Source organism: Paraburkholderia phosphatilytica, assembly GCF_003443895.1.
Classification (GTDB): domain Bacteria; phylum Pseudomonadota; class Gammaproteobacteria; order Burkholderiales; family Burkholderiaceae; genus Paraburkholderia; species Paraburkholderia phosphatilytica.
The window spans coordinates 1-21,258 of the sequence record NZ_QQOA01000022.1 but is presented as its reverse complement, the minus strand read 5'-3'; the positions used below and the strand labels follow the sequence as shown (position 1 = coordinate 21,258).

At 66.9% G+C, this 21,258-nt stretch carries 19 protein-coding genes; 14 read left to right on the top strand and 5 right to left on the bottom strand.

All coding sequences use genetic code 11. The features are described 5' to 3' along the window. Positions 1–147: 147 nt before the first annotated feature. Positions 148–657, bottom strand: coding sequence for a DUF1993 domain-containing protein (locus DVS29_RS22185; RefSeq protein WP_118182652.1), 510 nt, complete (start codon positions 655–657; stop codon positions 148–150). Positions 658–1,013: 356 nt separating this feature from the next. Here DVS29_RS22185 and DVS29_RS22180 point away from each other — a divergent pair, with 356 nt between their 5' ends. The 4 genes from DVS29_RS22180 to DVS29_RS22165 all read left to right on the top strand — a co-directional run bounded on the left by DVS29_RS22180 (position 1,014) and on the right by DVS29_RS22165 (position 5,821). Continuing rightward, a complete protein-coding gene (locus DVS29_RS22180; RefSeq protein WP_118182651.1) occupies positions 1,014–2,573 on the top strand; it encodes a S53 family peptidase in 1,560 nt (519 codons plus the stop codon). A 104-nt stretch (positions 2,574–2,677) separates the two neighbouring features. Continuing rightward, a complete protein-coding gene (locus DVS29_RS22175) occupies positions 2,678–4,360 on the top strand; it encodes a S10 family peptidase (RefSeq protein WP_118182650.1) in 1,683 nt (560 codons plus the stop codon). Between the two features lie 339 nt (positions 4,361–4,699). Next, positions 4,700–5,125 (top strand): hypothetical protein, encoded by a 426-nt coding sequence (locus DVS29_RS22170; protein WP_124800677.1) that lies wholly within the window; start codon positions 4,700–4,702, stop codon positions 5,123–5,125. A 426-nt stretch (positions 5,126–5,551) separates the two neighbouring features. Next, positions 5,552–5,821, top strand: coding sequence for an RNA recognition motif domain-containing protein (locus DVS29_RS22165; protein ID WP_118182648.1), 270 nt, complete (start codon positions 5,552–5,554; stop codon positions 5,819–5,821). A gap of 262 nt (positions 5,822–6,083) precedes the next feature. On the opposite strand, the gene DVS29_RS37900 is transcribed toward DVS29_RS22165, so the two are convergent. After that, on the bottom strand, positions 6,084–6,479 hold the full coding sequence (locus DVS29_RS37900) for a hypothetical protein (protein ID WP_240655745.1): 396 nt from the start codon (positions 6,477–6,479) through the stop codon (positions 6,084–6,086). Here DVS29_RS37900 and DVS29_RS22160 point away from each other — a divergent pair. Next, positions 6,364–7,254, top strand: coding sequence for a L,D-transpeptidase (locus DVS29_RS22160; RefSeq protein ID WP_240655743.1), 891 nt, complete (start codon positions 6,364–6,366; stop codon positions 7,252–7,254). The two genes, DVS29_RS37900 and DVS29_RS22160, sit on opposite strands and share 116 nt — an antisense overlap. Positions 7,255–7,389: 135 nt before the next feature. Here the strand turns inward: DVS29_RS22160 and DVS29_RS22155 are convergent, their stop codons facing one another. Beyond that, on the bottom strand, positions 7,390–8,280 hold the full coding sequence (locus DVS29_RS22155) for a DMT family transporter (protein ID WP_118182647.1): 891 nt from the start codon (positions 8,278–8,280) through the stop codon (positions 7,390–7,392). A gap of 228 nt (positions 8,281–8,508) precedes the next feature. After that, positions 8,509–10,062, bottom strand: a complete 1,554-nt coding sequence (locus DVS29_RS22150) for an ABC1 kinase family protein (RefSeq protein ID WP_118182646.1) — start codon at positions 10,060–10,062, stop codon at positions 8,509–8,511. A 279-nt stretch (positions 10,063–10,341) separates the two neighbouring features. Between DVS29_RS22150 and DVS29_RS22145 the strand changes: the two genes are divergently transcribed. After that, positions 10,342–11,097: a DeoR/GlpR family DNA-binding transcription regulator gene (locus tag DVS29_RS22145; RefSeq protein ID WP_118182645.1), complete on the top strand. Its 756-nt coding sequence runs from the start codon at positions 10,342–10,344 to the stop codon at positions 11,095–11,097. 97 nt (positions 11,098–11,194) lie between these two features. Here DVS29_RS22145 and DVS29_RS22140 read toward each other — a convergent pair whose 3' ends face one another. Beyond that, a complete protein-coding gene (locus DVS29_RS22140) occupies positions 11,195–12,340 on the bottom strand; it encodes a 2-aminoethylphosphonate--pyruvate transaminase (protein WP_420816153.1) in 1,146 nt (381 codons plus the stop codon). A 301-nt stretch (positions 12,341–12,641) separates the two neighbouring features. On the opposite strand from DVS29_RS22140, the gene phnS reads away from it, so the two are divergent. The 8 genes from phnS to DVS29_RS22100 all read left to right on the top strand — a co-directional run bounded on the left by phnS (position 12,642) and on the right by DVS29_RS22100 (position 21,060). After that, entirely contained in the window at positions 12,642–13,736 is a 1,095-nt protein-coding gene (gene phnS / locus DVS29_RS22135; protein WP_118182644.1) for a 2-aminoethylphosphonate ABC transporter substrate-binding protein, read from the top strand. A 54-nt stretch (positions 13,737–13,790) separates the two neighbouring features. After that, a complete protein-coding gene (gene phnT / locus DVS29_RS22130) occupies positions 13,791–14,891 on the top strand; it encodes a 2-aminoethylphosphonate ABC transport system ATP-binding subunit PhnT (protein WP_118182731.1) in 1,101 nt (366 codons plus the stop codon). Beyond that, positions 14,869–15,801 carry a 2-aminoethylphosphonate ABC transporter permease subunit gene (gene phnU / locus DVS29_RS22125; protein WP_118182643.1) on the top strand — a complete coding sequence of 311 codons (933 nt, stop codon included), beginning with the start codon at positions 14,869–14,871 and terminating at the stop codon, positions 15,799–15,801. The genes phnT and phnU overlap by 23 nt, the downstream gene beginning before the upstream one ends. 25 nt (positions 15,802–15,826) lie before the next feature. After that, positions 15,827–16,648 (top strand): 2-aminoethylphosphonate ABC transport system, membrane component PhnV, encoded by an 822-nt coding sequence (phnV, locus tag DVS29_RS22120; RefSeq protein WP_205962502.1) that lies wholly within the window; start codon positions 15,827–15,829, stop codon positions 16,646–16,648. A 255-nt stretch (positions 16,649–16,903) separates the two neighbouring features. Continuing rightward, positions 16,904–17,605, top strand: a complete 702-nt coding sequence (locus DVS29_RS22115) for a phosphonate utilization associated transcriptional regulator (protein WP_118182641.1) — start codon at positions 16,904–16,906, stop codon at positions 17,603–17,605. 173 nt (positions 17,606–17,778) lie between these two features. Continuing rightward, on the top strand, positions 17,779–19,047 hold the full coding sequence (phnA, locus tag DVS29_RS22110; RefSeq protein WP_118182640.1) for a phosphonoacetate hydrolase: 1,269 nt from the start codon (positions 17,779–17,781) through the stop codon (positions 19,045–19,047). Beyond that, on the top strand, positions 19,044–20,495 hold the full coding sequence (phnY, locus tag DVS29_RS22105) for a phosphonoacetaldehyde dehydrogenase (RefSeq protein WP_118182639.1): 1,452 nt from the start codon (positions 19,044–19,046) through the stop codon (positions 20,493–20,495). The genes phnA and phnY overlap by 4 nt, the downstream gene beginning before the upstream one ends. A gap of 4 nt (positions 20,496–20,499) precedes the next feature. Beyond that, positions 20,500–21,060 carry a phosphonate degradation HD-domain oxygenase gene (locus DVS29_RS22100; protein ID WP_118182638.1) on the top strand — a complete coding sequence of 187 codons (561 nt, stop codon included), beginning with the start codon at positions 20,500–20,502 and terminating at the stop codon, positions 21,058–21,060. The last annotated feature ends 198 nt before the right edge of the window (positions 21,061–21,258 follow it).

Below are 21,258 nucleotides of genomic sequence, written 5' to 3'. Positions count from 1 at the left end.
CGATGTCACGCGTACGCGCTGCGTGGCCGAGCGATCCTCTCGAAGCCCTCAAGCCACGCAGAAGGGCGAGTCGATCCGACCGCCCCGCCTGTCGTCAAACGCCAGTCGTCAGTCATGCGCGACAGCCGGCGCTGAACGACAAAAAACCTAGCGCCGCACGCCCAGGTAATCGAGCTTGCCGATGTCGACACCGTTATGACGCAGGATGTCGTACGCGGTCGTCACGTGGAAGAAGAAGTTCGGCAGCGCGAACGACAGCAGATAGCTCTGCCCGGTGAACTCGACCGGGCCGCTGCGCATCTTCAGCGAGATCGGCACGTCCTCCGAGCCGTCGATCTGCTCCGCCTTGAATTCCTGCAGATAGCCAATCGTTTTGTCTATACGGGCGATCAGTTCGTCGAACGTGACTTCGGTGTCGTCGTACTTCGGCATCTCGGTGCGCGCGAGACGCCCCGCGCAGCCCTTCGCGGTATCCGTCGCGATGTGGACCTGGCGGTTGAGCGGCAGCATGTCGGGGAAGAGGCGCGCGCCCGTGAACACGTGCTCGTCGACCTGCTTTTCGGCCGCGTGGGCCTGGGCCTTGCCGAGGATCGTCTTGAGGCTCGTCAGACCGTGCACGAGCACCGGCACCGACGCCTGAAACATCGAAATTGACATGGGATGGTTTCCTGTGTGTCCTTGTTCGCGCACGCGCTTCCGCATGAAGGACGCGCGGCGCATGTGGCACGCGAGCGTGGCCGCCGCGCCATCATAGCGCGGTCATCTGCTGACTGCGCGGCATGTCCATGCTCGCCGCATCGGCGATTTTTCCGCCTGCGCGGACTGGCCATCCGGCTGACTGCGCGGCAACCTGGAACTGTGATCGAAGGATCCGGTCGGACGGTATGGCTTACGTCCTGAAACGACGATCCGGCGCGGCTTCCAGGAAAACTCGAGAGCACTTCGGCATGCGCGAGGCATGCCCGCCGGATCCAACGCGCGGCCTTCGCGGGCCGCCAAGAGGAGTCGACACCATGACGAAACATCCACTGGCTGGTAGCGAGCGGGCCGTGGCGCAGGGTTCGAAACCGCTGGGGCAGTGCGATCCGGCCCAGAGCATCGAGGTGGTCGTGATGTTACGCCGCCGTGACGAAGCGAGTTTCCAGGCGTTCGCGAAGCAGATCGGCGCGGGCGACCCCGCCGCGAAGCCGCTGTCGCGCGAGGCGTTCGCGCAGCGCTTCGGCGCGGCGCCCGAAGACGTCGCGAAGCTGCAGTCGTTCGCGAACGCGCAAGGGCTGAAGATTGTGCGCTCGGATACCGGCGCGCGCTCGGTCGTGCTGTCCGGCACGGTCGCGCAGTTCCAGGACGCGTTCGGCGTGCGCCTCGAACACTTCGAGCATCATCAGCTGGGCCGCTACCGCACCCACGCCGGTCCCGTGCAGGTGCCGGACGACATTCACGACGCCGTCACCGCGGTGCTCGGTCTCGACGACCGGCCGCAGGCGCAACCGCACTTCCGCATCCGTCCGCCGATGCGCGCCGCGCAGGCCGCGCAGGTGTCGTACACGCCGGTGCAACTCGCGTCGCTGTACCAGTTCCCGGCCGGCGACGGCAAAGGGCAGTGCGTCGGCATCGTCGAACTGGGCGGCGGCTACAACACGTCCGATCTGAAGCAGTATTTCTCGCAGCTGGGCGTGAGCGAGCCGAAGGTGGTGCCCGTCAGCGTCGACCAGGGCTCGAACCAGCCGACCGGCGACCCGAACGGGCCGGACGGCGAGGTGACGCTCGACATCGAGATCGTCGGCGCGATCGCGCCCGCCGCGACGATCGCGGTCTATTTCACGCAGAACGGCGAGGCCGGTTTCGTCGACGCGGTGAGCCAGGCGGTGCACGATACGACCAACAAACCGTCGGTGATCTCGATCAGCTGGGGCGCGCCGGAGAGCTCGTGGCCCGCGCAGTCGCTGCAGGCGTTCAATGCGGCGCTGCAGGATGCCGCCACGCTCGGCGTCACGGTGTGCGCCGCGGCGGGCGACAGCGGCTCGTCCGATGGCGCGACGGATGGCCAGAACCACGTCGATTTCCCGGCGTCGAGCCCGTATGTGCTGGCCTGCGGCGGCACGAACCTGCACGCGTCGGGCGCGTCGATCTCGCGCGAAACGGTGTGGAACGACGGCGAGCAGGGCGGCGCGACGGGCGGCGGCATCAGCGGCACGTTCGCGGTGCCGGCGTGGCAGGAAGGGCTGTCGGCCGCGCTCACCAGCGGCGGGAAGACGAAGCTCACGAAGCGCGGCGTGCCGGACGTGGCGGCCGATGCGTCGCCGGAAACGGGTTACACGGTGCTGATCGACGGCCAGCAGACGGTGGTCGGCGGCACGAGCGCGGTGGCGCCGCTGTGGGCGGCGCTGATCGCGCGCATCAACGCGGCGAAGGGGCAGTCGGTCGGCTTCATCAACGCGAAGCTTTATGCGGCATCGGGCGTCTGCAACGACATCACGCAGGGCAACAACGGCAGCTATGCCGCGGCGTCCGGCTGGGATGCGTGCACCGGACTTGGCAGTCCCGATGGCGCGAAGGTGTCGGCGGCACTATAGTCGTCGACAGACGGCGTGCCGGCACAACCGGCGCGCCTTGCGCGAGCGGTACCGGCTCGTTGCCGTCAGGGCCGTGCGCCGCCAACAACACCGATGGAGCGATCATGACGAATCCCGCAGCAGGTACCGGCAGTTCGAAGTCGTTTCACAATTCACACGGTGCTCACGCGCCCGCGGCCTTTCACGCCGCGGCGGTCAGCCACGGCGGCACGACGGCGCAGCAGGGCAAGGACGAGCCCTTCTTCGATCCCACCGCGTACGGCAACGGTCCCGACGATTCCGTCACGGACGCCACCGAAGCCGCGGCCATCACCCACCACACGTGCGTGATCGGCGGCCGCAAGATCAACTACACGGCCACCGCGGGCCACCTCGTCACGGTCGACCCGAGCAGCTCGCAGCCGTCCGCGAAAATGTTCTACGTGGCCTTCACGGAGGACAACCAGAAGGAAGAGTCGCGTCCGGTCACGTTCTTCTATAACGGCGGGCCGGGTTCGTCGTCGGTATTCGTGCTGCTCGGCTCGTTCGCGCCGCGCCGCATCAAGACCTCGATGCCGGGCTTCACGCCGCCCGCGCCGTACGCGATGGAAGATAACCCGGACAGCCTGCTCGACCGCAGCGACCTGGTGTTCATCAACCCGGTGGGCACCGGCTATTCGGCCGCGATCGCGCCGAACACGAACCGCAAGTTCTGGGGCGTCGATCAGGACGCGTCGTCGATCAAGCAGTTCATCAAGCGCTTCCTGACAAAAAACGACCGCTGGAATTCGCCGAAGTTTCTGTATGGCGAATCGTACGGCACGGCGCGCAGCTGCGTGCTCGCGTACATGCTGCACGAGGACGGCATCGACCTGAACGGCGTCACGCTGCAGTCGTCGATTCTCGACTACACGCAGGCGGGCAACCCCGTCGGCGCGCTGCCCACGGCCGCCGCCGATGCGTGGTACCACAAGAAGCTCGGCCTCGCGCCCACGCCCACCGACCTCGGCACGTTCGCCGAGGAAGTCGCACAGTTCGCGCGCACCGACTATCTCGCCGCGCTGCGCAAGTTCCCGACCACGGACGACGCGGTGGTGGAAAAGCTCAGCGAATACACCGGCATCGACAAGACGACGCTGATCGCGTGGAGCCTCGACATCGCTGCGTACGACAGCCGCGGCAATTCGCTGTTCCTGACCACGCTGCTCAAATCGCAGGGTCTTGCGCTTGGCGAGTACGACGGCCGCGTGACCGCGATCGACACCGGCATCGCCGGCAAGATCGACCCGAACTCCGGCGGCAACGATCCGACGATGACGGCGGTGACGGGCGTCTACACGACGATGTGGAACACGTACCTCAACGAGCAGCTGAAGTACACGTCGAACTCGTCGTTCACCGATCTCAACGATCAGGCGTTCAAGTACTGGGACTTCAGCCACATCGACCCGACCGGCGCGCAGAAGGGCCTCGATTCGAAAGGCAACGTGATCCTCTACACCGCGGGCGACCTCGCGGCCGTGATGGCGCTCAACGTCGACCTGAAGGTGCTGTCGGCGAACGGCTTCTACGATTACGTGACGCCGTTCTACCAGACCGTGCTGGATCTGCAGCAGATGCCGCTCGTCAGCGCGCAGGTGCGGCAGAACCTTGCGGCGCGGTTCTACCCGTCGGGGCACATGGTGTATCTCGACAACGGTTCGCGCACCGCGCTGAAGGGCGACCTGGCGAAGATGTACGACTCCACGGTGAGCAACACCGAGGCGCTGACGCGGGTGCGGGCGTTGCAGGCGCGCAAGAAGCCGTGAGCCGCTGGGTTTCGTCAGACTGGAAGGGCCGCTCGAGGGGCATCGAGCGGCTCGCGGCAGCCAGCGCGGCGCACGTTTGTGCGTCGCGCATAACGATTGTGTTTTAATCGGGCTGCAATCGAACCATCTCGCGCCGTTTTAGCGGTGCGCCGACGAATGAATGCAGGGTTATCCGACACGCGCCGCAACGCGCATCTCCTCGCAGTGAAGTGCATGCGCCCCGCGCTTCGCGGGCGCTGGTCCTGTCGTTGCAGGCGCACCGTTCGCGCCGTCGCGGCGGGCGCACTCTGCGCCGGTCTCATCTCGCCCGCCGCGCGAGCGTTCGCGCAGGACGCGTCGATGCTCGATGCGCGCGTCACGCAGCATTCGGTCGCGAGGACGATCTGCCGGCCAGGCTATGTGGACGAGGTCTCGCCGCCGCTCGACCGGATGATCGCGCATCGCGATGCGCTGTTGCAGCGCCACGGCATCGATCCCGACGATCGCGACGACTACGCGCTCGACCGGCGCGTGCCGGTGCTGCTCGGCGGCTCGCCGGAAGCGCCGGCGAATCTCGATCTGCTGCCGTGGGCGGGCCACGACGGTGAGCGCCGCAAGGACCTGCTCGCGGTCAAGCTGAAGCGTTGCGTGTGCGCGGGCAAGATCTCGCTGCGTGACGCGCAGGGCATCATCAGCGGCAACTGGCCGGCGCACTATCTCGACGTCACGCACATGTCGTGCGATTCGGATGGCGACGGTATGGCGAGCGACGACGGCGGCTCCTGAGCGCGACGTTTCGTCGCGGCGCGAACAGGCTTCGCGCTTTCGCGCGATGCGGCGCCAGCGATGGTGAGTGCAACCACCCACAATGGGAAACGGCGGACCGACCCCGTCGCAGTCCGCCGTCGCGCTCCCCGCTTCGCGTGCAGCCGCCTTCCCCGTTGGCGGACTGTGCCGGCGTCGCGCGATCGACCTGCCTGCCGGCTTCCCCGGATTTCCTCTTTTCGCCGCGACGGCCCCCGGTGCCGTGCCGCTGCGCGCTCGGGTATGTTTCCCGCTATGCTGACATCAGGACGAAATGCGCCGGGCGTATTTGAATGGCTTGCCGGCCTCAACCCGAGCTGGTTTTCGCGGCGCCTACCTTGCAGCACCTTCGCAGCCGGCGCGCCGCCTGCAGCGTGTTGACTCGTCAAAACCGGAGTCGTGGACACCATGAACCTGATCGTCTGGAACATCCCTGAGCGCTGCACGGAACAGCAGGTGCGCGATTTCCTTTCACACGAGCTCGGCCACTACGCGAAAGACATCTCGGTCTACGAGACCGGCACGGACAACGCGTATGCGAAAGTCGAACTCAATGCCGAAACGCCCTACGCTGGCGAAGCGATCGCGAGCCAGCTGCAGGGACGCCGCCTCGAAGGCGTGGAACTGCGGGTCAGCGCCGCGCCGTTCGACCAGCGCGAGGCCCCGCGTCCTGAATGACGGGATGCGACTGGCCGGTTGATCTGCTGTCCTCGACATGCCGCAGCGCAGCGAAGCGTCGCCGGCTGTCGAAACCAATCCGGATATTTGCCTTCAAACGATGAGGGGCCTGGCGCGCAATCGCGGCGTTGCCGCGCACACGTGCGACGTTCGGGCCGGGCATCGGGGTGGCGCGTTACACGCGCGCCGCCGCGGTTGATCGCTATGTTTCGCGCGGGGTCGCGCGGTATTGCATAGGCAATTCGCTTCACGAAGGCATGGATTACAACAAGGTTTTCGGCTGGTTCGCGGGTGGAGCTACTTGTGGCTCCGCATTTTGCCCATCTGGCACATCTGGCGGCACGGTGTTGCGGTGGTGCGTCGTCGCGTTCGTGACCTGCTGGACCGTGGCTGCGCTCGCGCAGGGCGACCCGCCGGCTGCGATTGCGTCGGGCGCGGTAACGAAGGCGCTGGCGGCGTCGGCTGAAGCGGGTTCGACGACGTCCGCGCCTTCGGCAGCATCGATGCCGCCAGCAGCGACATCGCGGTCGGCAGCCTCATGGGTGTCCCCTGGCGCCACGACCGGCTGGCCGACGCCTCCTGCTTCATCGGCCGCTCCCGCCACACCCCCAAAACCGCCGCCCTTCGCGCCATGGGCCGTCGCTCCGGAAAACGGCACCGTCGATCCTCGTCGCGCATTCCTGTTGCGCGGCATCTTCGCGAAGGACGTGAGCCGCCGTCTGCGCGTACCCACGTCCGAGCAACGCGCGTACGGCCAGCGCATGCAGGCCGCGCTCGCGGATGCGCAGCTCGCCCAGCTCGCAGGCGAATACGTCGTGCTGGTCGATCGGAACCAGAATGTGCAGGCGCTCTTCATCTATTTCCGCGCGACGCCTGCCGACGCGTGGCAGATGATCGGCGCATCGCCGGTCGCGACCGGGCGGCCCGGGCAGTACGATCACTTCATTACGCCGGTCGGCGTGTTCGAGCACACGCCCGACAACATGGATTTCCGCGCGGAAGGCACGACCAACGAAAACGGCATTCGCGGCTACGGCAGGCGCGACCTGCGCATCTTCGATTTCGGCTGGGCAAACGCCGAGCGCGGCTGGGGCAAGGGCGGTGTGTCGCAGATGCGCTTCCAGATGCACGCGACCGACCCCGACAAGCTCGAACCGCTGCTCGGCATCCGTCATTCGAAGGGCTGCGTGCGGATTCCGTCGTCGCTGAACGTGCTGCTCGATCATTACGGCATTCTCGATGCCGACTATCAGGCGCTCGTCAGTTCGGGCAGTTCGCTGTGGGTGCTGCACGGCGACCGCGAGATCACGCCGTGGGCGGGGCGCTATCTCGTCGTCATCGATTCGCAGCGCAAGGTTCGCCCGGCGTGGTCGCCGTTGCCGAACCCCGCCGCGCGAAAGAAGATGCCGGCCAGCGCCGATACGGCGGATTGATCTTGCGAGCACTGATGGTCGCGTTTGCGAGCGCGTGAGATCGTGCGCGGGAACGCTGACGACCGCGCGGGCCGAACCTCGCGGCGGTTCAGGGCCGCGCTTGATACCGCTCGAGGTCGCAGCGCCTGAAGCCGCTCAAGACCGCGCGAGCCACACCCCCGCGAGCGTCACGACGAACCCCGCGATCTGCACCGGCAGCAGCGTCTCGCCGAAGCCGAGCCAGCCTTCGAGCGCGGCGAGCGGCGGCGCGAGGAACAGCAGGGCGGTGGCGCGCGACGCGTCGCCGCGCCGGACCATCCACACGAGTATCGTCACGCTCGCGCCGGACAGCATCACGATGCCCCACGCAAGCGACGCCCACAGCATCGGCGCCGCGATGAAGCGGTGCTCGCCGAGCGCCACCGCGAGCACGGCCGCGACGAGCGCCGCGCCCGCGTTCTGCACCGCGCTCGCGCTCAGCAGGTCCGCTTTCGCGAGCGACGTCTTCTGGAACAGCGTGCCCGCCGTGATCGCGACGACCGCGAGAATCGAGATCGCGACGACGAGCCACGCCGGCGCGCTGCCGTGTGCAGCGTGAGACACAGCAGACCCCGTCGCCCCTGAAGCCGCGAGCCTCGGTTCGAGCACCAGCGCGACGCCGGCAAGCCCGAGCGCCATGCCGGCCCAGCCGCGCGCCGCCAGCCGCTCGCCGAAGAGCCGCGCGGCGAGCGCTGCCGTCAGCAGCGGTTGCAGCGCGCCGAGCAGCGCCATCACGCCCGCGCTCAATCCCTGCGCGACCGCCCAGTAGCCCGAGCCCAGATACACGCCTTGCAGCAGCGCGCCCGCGAACAGATGCTTGCCGAGTTCGCGTCCAGTCGGCCAGGCTGCGCGCCTGACGATCGCGGCGAGCGCGAACAGCAGCGCGGTGCCGCCGAAGCGGGCCAGCAGGAACAGGTTGGGATCGGCGTACGGCGTGATCGCGCGCGCGACGACGAAACCCGTCGACCACAGCACGACGAACACGGCAGCGATGAAAGTGGCGAACATCGATGAAAGACGCGGGACGCGACGCGAACGAAAGTGGAAAACGCCATCATCGCCGTTCGAGGGCGACGCGTCTTGTTTGCGCCTGCACCCGTTGGTGTTGCGCGAGCCGCGGCGGGAGCATGCGTGCGCACCTCCAGCGCCGGGTCTGGCGCAGACACCTCCGCGCTGGCATCCTGCGCGATACGCCGGCTGCCGCGCGCACGTCGTCAGGGCACGCGCATTCCTCCGCTACTGCAACGCGCCCGCGAACACCACCGCCGCGCCGAGCGCCAGCCCGCACGCCCACAGGAGCCGCCGCGTGCGGCGCAATTCGACGGCAAGCTCGCGCAGCAGCTGCGCGTCGTACTGCACGGAGCCGCGATGCTGCTGATGTTGCAGATAGCGCACGACGAGCTGCGGCACGCGCGGCACGATATGCGCGAGATGCGGCAGCTCCTCCGAGATCCGCCTGATCCAGCCGCGATGATCGATGTCGCGCTGCGCGATGCGGCCAAGCGCTTCCTTCGCGAGATGCCACGTGTTCGCGCCCGGATGCAGCGCCTGCGCGAGCATCTCGGCCTGTTCGAACGAGCGCTGCGCGGCGGCGAGACGCGGCGACACGTTGCCGTCGAACGGCTGCACCGCATGCAGCAGATGATGGAACAGCGCGCCCGCGGTCCGCTCGTGCGGTTCCGCCGCGAAATGCTGCTCGCTGCGCGTGCGCAGTTCGGCGGCGAGCACTTCGGTGCGCGTCGTGTGATCGACGTGGCCGTGGTCGCGATGCAGATCGGCGAGCCGTTCGTAGTCCTGGTCGAAGAGCGCCGTCGCGCCGTGCACGAAAAACTCGCGCTCCTGCGAAGACAGACTCGACATCACCGCGAAGTCGGCGAGCACGAGCCGGCCGAGCGTGTCCGGCTCGATGCTGACGCGCACCCGGTGCGCGTCGAGCGCCGCGTGAAAGAAGCCGTGCTCGAACGCCTGCTCGGTGACGAGCTCGATGATGTGCGCGGCGAGCGGTGCGAGCTTGATGTGGTTCGCGTGCAGCGCGGGGATGTCGGTGGCGGCGACGGTCTCGATGTGCTGCATCGTCAGGATGTGGTCGTTGCAGAGTTCCCACAGCACGTCGGCGACGGCGATGCGCGCGTCGCCGTCGAAGTGATGACCGCTCTGGCTCAGGTTTGCGGCTTCCGCGCGCAGGTCGAAACGCGCGAGGATGTCGCGCGAAAACGATTCGGCGAGCGCGCGCACCTTCAGGCCGCGCGCGCGGCGCGAACAGCGTTCGGCCCAGCGCGCGAGCCAGCAGAGCAGGTCGGCGTCGTCGGCGATCTCGCGCACCTGGGCCATCCGCACGAGCTTGATCGCGACGTGCGTGTGGCCGTTGATCGGCGTGAGCAGTTCCGCGCGATGGGTCTGCTCGGCGAGCGCGTTGCGCGCGGGGATCAGGTCGATCGAGCGGAACAGGGTGGCGAGCGGCCGGCCGTAACCGGCGGCGAGCGTGTGCTCGGTCTCGGCGGGAGGCAGCGGAATCTCGAGATGCGCGATCGCGTCGAGCGCGTCGTGCAGCGTCTTGTCGGCGAGTTCGGGGTGCTCGAGAAGAGCCTGCGCGAACACGCCGGCGAGTGGGCCGAGCCGCGGCAGCGCGCGGTTCAGGCCGGCCGGCGTGCGGCCCTGCACATGCATCCGCTCGACGAGCGTGAGCGCCCAGTGCAGCCGGTGGTGCTCGGGTCCGAGCGACCAGATCAGGTGCACGCCGTAGCGCAGCGCGAGCAGGATGAGATGAAGACGGCGAAACAGTGAACGCATCTACGGTCGGTCGATGCGGCTGGCTGCGGTGGACAGCGCGCGTGCCGATCGCGCGTCCCCTGGCCCTGCCGGGACCGACAGGGTAGCAAATCCGGCGCCGGACCGAACGTGGGAGTGCCACCTGGAGTACTGCAGGGGCGTTGCGGGAACACCGCGGGGACCGCGCGGGCCGGTTCGGCGAGCGAGATGGAAGCATTTCGCAAGCTGCGGCGCGCCGACAAATGACGTAATACAATACGCCGGATTTCCAGACGACTGACCCCGTTTTCGGATCGACACATGCTCGCAGAACAACGTCACCAATACATCCTGTCGCAGGTCGCGCGAAACGGCGCATTGTCGGTTGCGGAGCTGGTCCGCGAGCTCAACGTGTCGCGCGAGACGATCCGGCGCGACCTCAACGCGCTCGCCGGCCGCGGGCTGCTCGTCACGACGCACGGCGGCGCGCTGTCCAGCGACCGGCGCGAACCCGATCTCGACGTGCGCGAGGCGGCGAACGCAGGCGCGAAGCGCGCGATCGGCGAGCGCGCGGCGCAGCTGGTGCCGGACGGCGCCTCGGTGATCATCGATTCGGGCAGCACCACCCAGGCGGTCGCGCGGGCGCTGACCGATCGCCACCGGCTCTCGATCTACACCAACGACTGGCGCATCGCGCTGCTGCTCGGGCGGCGCAACGAAAACCGCGTGACGCTGCTCGGCGGTGAACTGTCCGACAACGAGGACGCGACCTTCGGCCTCGACACGGTGCAGCAACTCTCGCAGTACCACGCGGATTTCGCGTTCGTCGGCGCGGGCGGCATCACGCCGGAAGGGCATCTGACCGACTACACGCGGATGGCTGCCGAAGTCCGCGCCCGGATGATCGCCGCGGCGAACCTGTCGGTCGTCGTCGCCGACAATTCGAAGTTCGGCCGCGTGACGCCCGTGCGCATCCTCGGTTTCGAGGCGGTGCGTTACGTGGTGACCGAGGTGGCGCCCGAACGGTCGATCGCGAAGGCGGTCACCGCGCAGGGCCCCGAAATCACGATCGCGTGAGCGACCCGCGCGCCGCGCGCGGGCCTCGCGCGGGTCTCGCGTATTGCCGGTCCGATGAGCCGGCCCGATGAGCCGGCGTCCTCCGACCCACGTCCCTTCAGCGCACGCTGATGCCGAGCGCCGTCAGCACGCGCGCGATCGCCGCGACCGCGTTGTGCATTTCGTTCTCGTCGATCGCGCCGATGCAGCCCACGCGGAACGTCTCCACCTCCGTGAGCTTGCCCGGGTAGAGGATGTAGCCCGCGTCGCGCACGGCGTTGTAGAAGTCCGCAAAACGCCACTTCGGATCGCGCGGCGCATGGAACGTGACGATCACGGGTGCCTGTACTTCCGGCGCGAGAAACGGCTCGAAGCCGAGCGCGCGCATGCTGTTCACCAGCGTCTCGCAGTTGTGCCGGTAACGCGCGCCGCGCGCGGGCTGGCCGCCTTCGGCGAGAAACTGGTCGAGCGCGGCGCGCAGCGCGGCGAGCACGTGCGTGGGCGGCGTGAAGCGCCACTGCGTGGTCTTCTGCATGTACGCGTACTGGTCGTACAGATCGAGCGCGAGCGACGGCGACTGGCCGGCGCTCGCTTCGAGCAGACTGCGCCGCACGATCGCGAAGCCCATCCCCGGCACGCCTTCGAGACACTTGCCGCTCGCCGACACGAGCGCGTCGATGCCGCCCGCGCGCAGATCGATCGGCAGCGCGCCGAACGAACTCATCGCATCGACGATCAGGCGCACGTCGCGCCGCCGGCACACCGCGGCGATTTCCTCGAGCGGGTTCAGCAGGCCCGCGCTGGTTTCCAGATGCACCTGCGCGACGTGCGTGATGCGCGGGTCGGCGTTCAGCGCGTCCTCGATCGCGGCGACGCTCGCCGGTTCGTGCTCGGCGAACTTCAGCTCCACATAATCGATACCGAGCCGCTGCAGGATCCGCACGATGCGCGCGCAGTACGCGCCGTTGTCGGGCACCAGCACGCGGGCCTGGCGCGGCACGAGCGTGCCGAGCGCCGCTTCGACGGCAAAGGTCCCGCTGCCCTGCAGGGGCACGCACACATAGTCATTTCCGCCATGTACGATTTCCACCAGGTCCGCGCAGATCGTCTGCGTCATCCGGTTGAACCCGGTGTCCCACGAACCCCAGTCGCGACGCATCGCCTCGCGCGTTGCAGGGGAAGTCGTCAGCGGACCCGGGGTCAGCAGGACGGGTTCGTTTCCGAGAATCACACCGCCTCCTTCTATCAAGATGATGCCGTCCATCGGGATCGGCAACATGGAGTTTATTGGCAAATTGTGTCATTTTATGGAAATCGCTGCAATTGTCACGGCGTCGTCACGCAAACCTGTGATTCTTGCCGGGCCCACACAGGACGGGCACTTCAGGGCGCCGAGCGCGCCACCGGCTCGCGAGACCGGCCGGGGATCCGTCTGCGGAATGGCCGGTTGTCAGCAATCTGAAACCGGCCAGCGTGGCAACATGCGGCGCAACGCTACCGCCGTTCCATCACAACAGGTTGCGGGGTTCCCCCGACCGTCTGGTTTCTGCCTTTCGGAGATAGAGATGAAAAAGACGAATCACGTTCGCACCACGGGCCGCATCGTGCGCAAGCTCCTGCCGGCACTCGCGGTAGCTGCCGCTTTCGGTTCGCTGGCCATGCCGGCGCAGGCAGCCGGTTCGGTCGTGCTGTACACCGCCGACGGTCTCGAGAACCTGTACAAGGATGTGCTGCCGGCTTTCGAGAAGCAGGAAGGCGTCAAGGTGGATATCGTGACGGCCGGTAGTGGCGAAGTCGTGAACCGCGCGACGGTCGAGAAGGATTCGCCGAAGGCCGACGTGCTCGTCACGCTGCCGCCGTTCATCCAGCAGGCCGACCAGGCGGGTCTGCTGCAGCCGTACCAGAGCGCGAACTACAAGGGCGTGCCGGCGATCGCGAAGGCGAGCAACGGCGCGTGGGCGACCTTCGTCAACAACTACTTCTCGTTCGCGATCAATCCGGACGTCGTGAAGAGCGAGCCGAAGACGTTCGCCGATCTGCTGCAGCCGGACTACAGCGGCAAGGTCGCGTACTCGAACCCGGCGACGGCGGGCGACGGCATGGCCGTGATCATCCTGACGACGTCGCTGATGGGTGAAGACAAGGCGTTCGACTACCTGAAGAAGCTCGAGCAGAGCGCGAAGTTCCACACCAAGGGCACGGGCTACCTCGACGTGCTGCTGTCGCGCAACGAAATCTCGGTGGCGAACGGCGACCTGCAGATGGACCTCGACGACGCGGCGAACGGCGGCCTGACGCTGAAGCCGATCTTCCTCGCGGCCGCGCCCGGCGGCAAGCCGACCACGTTCCAGCTGCCGTACGCGATCGCGCTGATCAAGAACGGTCCGAACCAGACCGAAGGCAAGAAACTGATCGACTACCTGATGTCAAAGGACGTGCAGGCGAAGGTGCCGGACATCTTCGGCATCCCGGGCCGCACGGACGTGCCGCTCGCGGGCAAGAACGGCGAGGCGGTGAAGCAGGCGATCGCCGGCGTGAAGCTGGTGCCGGTGGACTGGAACCAGGTGATGGCGAAGAAGGCCGACTGGACGACGCGCTGGAAGAACGACGTGATCGGCAATTCGGGCAAGCAGCTCGATGTCGTGAAGCCGGCGCAGTAAGCCTGGTTTCGGCGTTCGTTGGTTTCTGACGTATCCGTAGTGGAGATGAACCCGGTGAATACAGCCAGTCTTGCTCATCCCGGCGCGCTCGACGCCACGCCCGACGTCGCCGGCGCAGCCCTCGAGGGCGCGCCGGGCGGCGTGCAGATCGAGCATCTGACGGTGCGCTTCGGCACGCGCACCGTGCTCGACGACCTGTCGCTGACGATCGAGCGCGGCGAACTGCTGACCGTGCTCGGCCGCAGCGGCTGCGGCAAGACCACGCTGCTGCGCTTCATCGCCGGGTTCATCGAGGCCGATGGCCTGGCCGGCACGCTGACGGTCGCGGGGCGCGACCTCACGCACGTGCCGCCGCATCGCCGCAACCTCGGCCTGCTGTTCCAGAGCTATGCGCTCTTTCCGCATCTGTCGGTGTTCGAGAACGTCGCGTTCGGTCTGCGCGCGCGCGGCATCTCGACGAAGGACATCGCGCGGCGCGTCGCCGACGCGCTGAAGCTCGTGCAGCTCGGCGACTCGGGGCACGTGATGCCCGCGCAGCTGTCGGGCGGCATGCAGCAGCGTGTCGCGCTGGCGCGCGCGCTCGTGATCGAGCCGGACGTGCTGCTGCTCGACGAGCCGCTGTCGGCGCTCGATGCAAACCTGCGCGCGTCGGTGCGTTCGGAGCTGAAGGCGCTGCACGAGCGGCTGCCGAACCTGACCATCGTGTGCGTGACGCACGATCAGGACGACGCGCTGGTGCTGTCCGACCGCACGCTGCTGATGCGCGACGGCCGCATCGCGCAGCTCGGCACGCCGCAGCAGCTGTACGACCAGCCGAACGACGGTTTCGTCGCGCGCTATCTGGGCGCGGCGAATCTGCTGCCGCCGAACGTCGCGTTCCCGCTCGGCGATGCGCGGCACGACGTGCGTGACAAGGTCGCGTGTCTGCGCCCCGAGGGCATGCGTATCGTGCCGCTCGGCGAGGGCCATCTGCATGGGCAGATCGCGTCGGTCGAATGGTATGGCGCGGTGCTGTCGGTGTCGGTCGTGCTCGACGCGATGCCGAACGACCCCGTGCTCGTGCAGACGCAACGCGGCCACGGTTTGACGCCCGAGAAGGGCACCCGGATTTCCCTGCGCTACGAGGCTGACGATGTCGTCCTTATCCAGCCCTGACGCGCTGGCCGCCGACGCGGCAGCGCAGGCGCGCCGCGACGCGACCGCCGCTTCGCATGCGGCGGCGGTGCGGCGGCGCGAACGGCGCGCGCAATGGCATCTGCTGTTTCTGCTCGTCGTGGTGCTCGGCCCGATCGTGATCTATCCGCTCGTGCGCCTGTTGCTGCTGAGTCTCACCGAAGCGCACGGTTTCGGCCTGCATGCGTATGCGACGTTTTTCGGCAATCCCGATGCGCGCGGCGTGATCGGCACGACGCTGTGGATCCTGTTCCTGAGTGCGGGTCTCGCGTCGCTGCTCGGCGTCGCGCTCGCGTCGATCCTGTTTTTCAAGCCATTTCCCGGCGCGCGGCTCGTCACGCGGTTTCTCGAGCTGTTCGTCGCGTTCCCGTCGTTCCTCGTCGCGTTCACGCTGATCTTTCTGTACGGCTCGCAGGGCTCCGTCAGCATCGGCCTGCAGCAGCTCTTTCATCTGCAGTCGCCGCCGCTCGACTTCCTGTTCGGCATCGGCGGCGTGGTGCTCGCCGAGGTGGTGTTCTACGCGCCGTTCGTCGTGCGTCCGACGCTCGCGTCGTTCGCGCTGCTCGACATGCGGCTGATCGAGGCCGCGCGCAGCCTTGGCGCGAACGGCTGGATGGTCGCGTTCCGCGTGATCCTGCCGCTCGCGTGGCCGGGCATCGCCGCGGGCACGCTGCTCTGTTTCCTGCTGACCTTGAACGAGTTCGGCATTCTGCTCGTGCTCGGCAGCGCGCACCTCGTCACGCTGCCGGTGGCGATCTACAGCTCGGCGACGGTCGACCTCGATCTGCCGACCGCGGCCGCGGGCGCGGTCGTGATGCTCGCGATGTCGCTGTCGCTGTACGCGCTCTATCGCCGCGTGAACCGTCGCAATACAGGAGTCCGCCGTGGCTGACGTCGATCCCGCTGCATTGCCGGTGATGCACCTGCGTGCGCGTCCCGTCCAGCGCAGTCTGCTGACGCGCATCGCGGGCGGTGCGTTCCTCGCGTTCGCCGCGTTGCTGTGCTTCTGGCTGTTCGTGCTGCCGGTGATCGTTGTCGCGCTGTCGAGCGTCGCGTCGCACTGGTCCGGCACGATCCTGCCGTCCGGTTTCAGCACGCGCTGGTTCGAGCGGCTCGGTTCGAGCGATTTCGACGCGCTGACCGCGAGTCTCGAGATCGGCTTCGGCGTCGCGGTGCTCGGCACCGTGCTCGGTTTGTGGCTGGCGCTGGCGCTCGAAGGGCGCGACCGGCGCGGCCTCGGCGCCGTCGTCGACACGATCGCGATGATGCCCAACGGCGTGCCGAGCGTTGTGCTCGGTCTCGCGGTGCTGATCGCGTATCACAAGGCGCCGGTCGACCTGTCGAGTTCTGCCGCGATCGTCGTGCTGGTGCAGCTCGCGCTGGTGATGCCGTTCTGCTATCGCTGCGCGGCCGCCGCGCTGCGGCCCGAGCTGACGATCCTGCGCGAAGCGGCCGCAAGTCTGGGCGCGCCGCCTTCGATGGTGCTGCGCCGGGTCGTGCTGCCGCAGTTGGTGCCCGCCATACGCGCGAGTCTCGCGCTGGGCTTCGCGTTGTCGCTCGGCGAGCTGGGCGCGACGCTGACCGTCTACCCGCCGGGCTTCGCGACGGTGCCGATCGTCGTCGTCGGCCAGGTTGAGCGTGGCTACTATCTGCCGGCCTCGGCGCTGTCGCTGATCCTGCTGCTCGTTTCGCTCGCGGCGTTGACGTTGATTGCCGCGCGGGTGCCGCGGCGGCGGTGAGGGCTGTCGCTGCGTGCTGCGCGAGCGCTGATGGTGGGGGAGTGGCTGCGCGCGTGCGGTGGCGGTGTTGAGCGTTGTGTGTTGCGCGAGCGCTGATCGTGGGCGAGCTGCTGCATGCATGCCGCGACTGGGTTGAGCGCTGCTTGCATGTTTCGCGGCGCTACTGATCGCGGCCTCGGCCGATGCCTGAAATTTTTCCTTTGATGTGCCGTTTGCCGGCATATCGCGTTTGTCGATGTGGCAATTAATGGCAAAATGACGGAAAATATGCAAATGGTTCTGGGTGAACCGGTCGAGGCGGCGCGCGATGTTTCCCTCGCCGAGCGGGTGCGCGATGCGATCGAGCAGCACATCGTGTCGGGGCGCCTTGCCCCGGGCGACAAGCTGAACGAGGTCGACTGGGCCGAGCGGCTCGCGGTATCGCGCGGGCCGGTGCGCGAAGCGTTTCGCGCGCTCGAGCAGGCGGCCCTCGTACGGACCGAGAAGCATCGCGGCGTGTTCGTGCGCGTCGTGTCGCTCGCGGAGGCCGACGAGATCTATGCGGTGCGGCTGATGCTCGAAGAGGCGGCGTGCGCGCTGCTCGCGGAGCGGGTCGACGCGGCGAGGGTTGCGCAGTTGCGCGCGCCGGTCGATGCGATGCGCGATGCGCTCGACGTGCGCGATCGCGACGCTTATGCGAGAGCGAATGTCGAGTTTCACCTGGCGATCGTCGCGGGCGCGGGGAACGGCAAGCTGCTCGGCATGTACCGGCAACTGGTGGGCGAGCTGAGCCTGTTTCGACGCGCGGCGCTGGCGGCGCATGAGGATGCGATGCAGCAGTCGCTTGCTGAACATCGCGCGATCCTGACGGCGATCGCTTCGAGGGATGCGGAGCGGGCCGTGAAGTTGCTGCGCGAGCATGTCGAGGGTGGGCGCCGGCGGGTCCACGAAGCTTATGCGCGCGTGGCGACGGCGTAAGGATGTTGAAGCGTTCAATGAAGTCTTCACTGAGGGGTTCATTGAACGGTTCAATGAGGGCTTCACTGAACGGATTGAACGGGTACAGGTTGTGCGGGTGCTTCAGGGCTGAACCCGCGTGGATCAACGGCATGCCGCGCGGTGCACTGCGCGCTGAACACGGATGAATCGCGATGTCGACGCAAATGCAAACGACGATTGATGTGAATGGACGCCGTTACCGGCTGGGCGGCGAGGGCAATGCGCCGGTGGTCGTCGTGTGTGTGGACGGCTGCGAGTACGACTATCTCGAAGCGGCGGTCGCCGCGGGCGTCGCGCCGTTCATCGGCCGCATGCTGCGCGACGGCACGGCGCTCAAGGGCGACTGCGTGATTCCGTCGTTCACCAACCCGAACAACCTGTCGATCGTGTGCGGTGTGCCGCCCTCGGTGCACGGCATCTGCGGCAACTACTTCTGGGACCCGGACGCGAACGGCGGAAAGGGCGCGGAAGTGATGATGAACGACCCGTCCTATCTGCGCGCGGGCACCATTCTCGCCGCCGCGGCGAATGCGGGCGCAGCGGTCGCGGTGGTGACCGCGAAGGACAAGCTGAGGCGGCTCCTCGGCTGGCAACTGAACGGCATCTGTTTTTCGGCGGAGAAGGCCAATGAAGTCACGCTAGCTGAGAACGGCATCGACAACGTGCTCGAGCTGGTCGGTCTGCCGGTGCCGGACGTCTATAGCGCGGGCCTGTCCGAGTTCGTGTTCGCAGCGGGCGTGAGGCTCGCTGAAACGCGCAGCCTCGATCTGATGTATCTGTCCACCACTGACTACGTGCAGCACAAGAGCGCGCCCGGCACGCCGGACGCCAACGCGTTCTACGCGATGATGGACGGCTATCTGGCGCGCCTCGACGCACTGGGCTGGCGTATCGGTCTGACGGCCGATCACGGCATGAACGCGAAGCACGATCCCGCTACCGGCGAGCCGAACGTCATCTATCTGCAGGACGTGATGGACGAATGGCTCGGCGCGCGCGCGGCGCGAGTGATTCTGCCGATCACCGACCCGTACGTCGTGCACCACGGCGCGCTCGGTTCGTTCGCGACGATCTATCTGCCTGAAAGTGCGGACGCGGCAGGACTCATCGAGCGGCTGCGCGGCACGGACGGCATCGAAACGGTGCTGGATAACCGCGCTGCGTGCGAGCGCTTCGAGCTCCCGCGCGATCGCATCGGCGACGTGGTGGTGGTCAGCCGCCGCGACGTGGTGCTCGGCACGCGTCGCGACGAACATGACCTGTCGGGGCTCACGGTGCCGTTGCGCTCGCATGGCGGCATTTCCGAGCAGACCGTGCCGCTCGTGTTCAACCGGCGCGTCGATGCATCGGCGCATGACGGCAGGCGTCTGCGCAATTTCGACGTGTTCGATCTCGTCCTCAACCACGTGGTGACGCCATGAATGCTGCGCGCGACGATCATCGGCTGTTCCGCGCGGAAACGCTGCGCCTGCAGGGCAAACGCGTTGCGCGCGAACGTACGGTAGACGTGTTCGATCCGTATTCGGGGCAGCGTGTCGGCACCGTGCCGAAGGCAAGCGTCGACGATGTGCGTGCCGCACTCGAGCATGCGGCGGCGTTCCAGTCGACGCTGTCGCGGTACGAGCGGTCGCAGATTCTCGAGCGCGCGGCGGCCTTGCTGCGTGAGCGGACCGAGGAAGCATCCGATCTGATTTCCGCCGAGTCTGGTTTGTCGAAACAGGACTCGCGCTACGAGATCGGGCGGGTGGCGGATGTGCTGCGTTTCGCGTCGATCGAAACGATGCGCGACGACGGCCAGAGCTTCTCGTGCGATCTGACGCCGCATGGCCGCAAGCGCCGCGTGTTTACGCAGCGTGAGCCGCTCGATGGCGTGATCGTCGCGATCACGCCGTTCAATCACCCGATGAACCAGGTCGCGCACAAGATCGCGCCGGCCATCGCGACGAACAATCGCGTGCTGCTCAAGCCGTCGGAGAAAGTGCCGCTGTCGGCGTTCTATCTCGCCGACCTGCTGTACGAAGCGGGCTTGCCCGCGCCGATGCTGCAGGTGATCACCGGCGACCCGGGCGAGATTGCCGACGAACTCGTCACGCATCCACTCGCGGAGCTCGTGACGTTTACCGGTGGCGTCGCGATCGGCAAGCTGATCGCGGCGAAGGCGGGCTATCGACGTGTCGTGCTGGAACTCGGCGGCAACGATCCGCTGATCGTCCTCGAGGATGCGGATCTCGATCGTGCGGCTGAACTCGCGGTGCAAGGCTCGTACAAGAACTCGGGCCAGCGTTGTACCGCGGTGAAGCGGATGCTGGTGCAAAAGAGCGTGGCGGCGCGCTTCACCGAACTCGTGGTGGAGAAGACGCACGCGTGGTCGTACGGCGATCCGTTCGATGCGTCGAACCAGATGGGCACGGTGATCGATGAAGCCGCGGCGACGCTGTTCGAGTCGCGCGTGAACGAAGCGGTCGCGCAGGGCGCGCGGCTGTTGACCGGCAACACGCGGCGCGGCGCGCTCTATGCGCCTACCGTCGTCGACAACGTGTCGCCGTCGATGACGCTGGTGCGCGAAGAAACCTTCGGCCCGGTGTCGCCGATTCTCACGTTCGACACGCTCGATGACGCGATCCGGCTGAGTAACGGCACGCCGTTCGGTTTGTCGTCCGGTGTCTGCACCAACCGGCAGGATGCGATCACGCGCTTCATCAATGAACTGCGCGTGGGTACGGTGAACGTATGGGAGGTGCCGGGCTATCGCATTGAACTGACGCCGTTCGGCGGCATCAAGGATTCCGGGCTCGGCTACAAGGAAGGCGTGCAGGAAGCAATGAAGAGCTTCACGAATCTGAAGACGTTTTCATTACCGTGGGGGTAAGAAGTTGGCTTTGAGTCTTGACGACGTTCGCATGCTGTTCGATCGCCACGGAAGTCTCGCTTATAGCGGCGAGCCCGTGACCCAGCTCGAACATGCACTGCAAAGCGGGGCGCTGGCGGAACAGGAAGGTGCAAGCGACGAACTCGTTGCCGCAGCGTTCCTGCATGACCTTGGACATTTGCTGAACCGCAAAGGCGAATCGCCCACGACGCGGCGCATCGACGACCTGCATCAGTATTTCGTGCTGCCGTTCCTTAGGCCTGCGTTGCCGGAAGCCGTGCTCGAACCGATCAGGCTGCATGTCGATGCCAAGCGCTGCCTGTGCGCGATCGAGCCGGGTTACTTCGAGCGCCTTTCAGCGGATTCGGTGCGTAGCCTTGAACTGCAAGGCGGCATCTTTAGCGACGAAGCAGCGCAAGCATTTCTTGGCAAAGCGTATGCGCAGGATGCTTTGCGTTTGCGACGCTGGGACGACCGCGCAAAGGTCGCGGGAATGGCGACGCCCGATATCGATCACTACCTTCAGGTTGTCGAACGCGTGATGGAAAAGGCGATGCCCGCCTAAGTGAAATCGCATTGCGCGTCAACGTTCACTGCACTTCATCGCTTGCCGGCGAGTGTCTTTAGCGTGCGCAAAATAAGCGCTTGCATGTCCACGATCATGTGTCTAGAATCTCGGTCTTTCGCGCTTCGGGAACGGGGCGCGGGGAAGCGGGAAGGTGTGGTTGGGCGCGGTTCGCGGGTGGTTTGCGGGTCGTGTTCA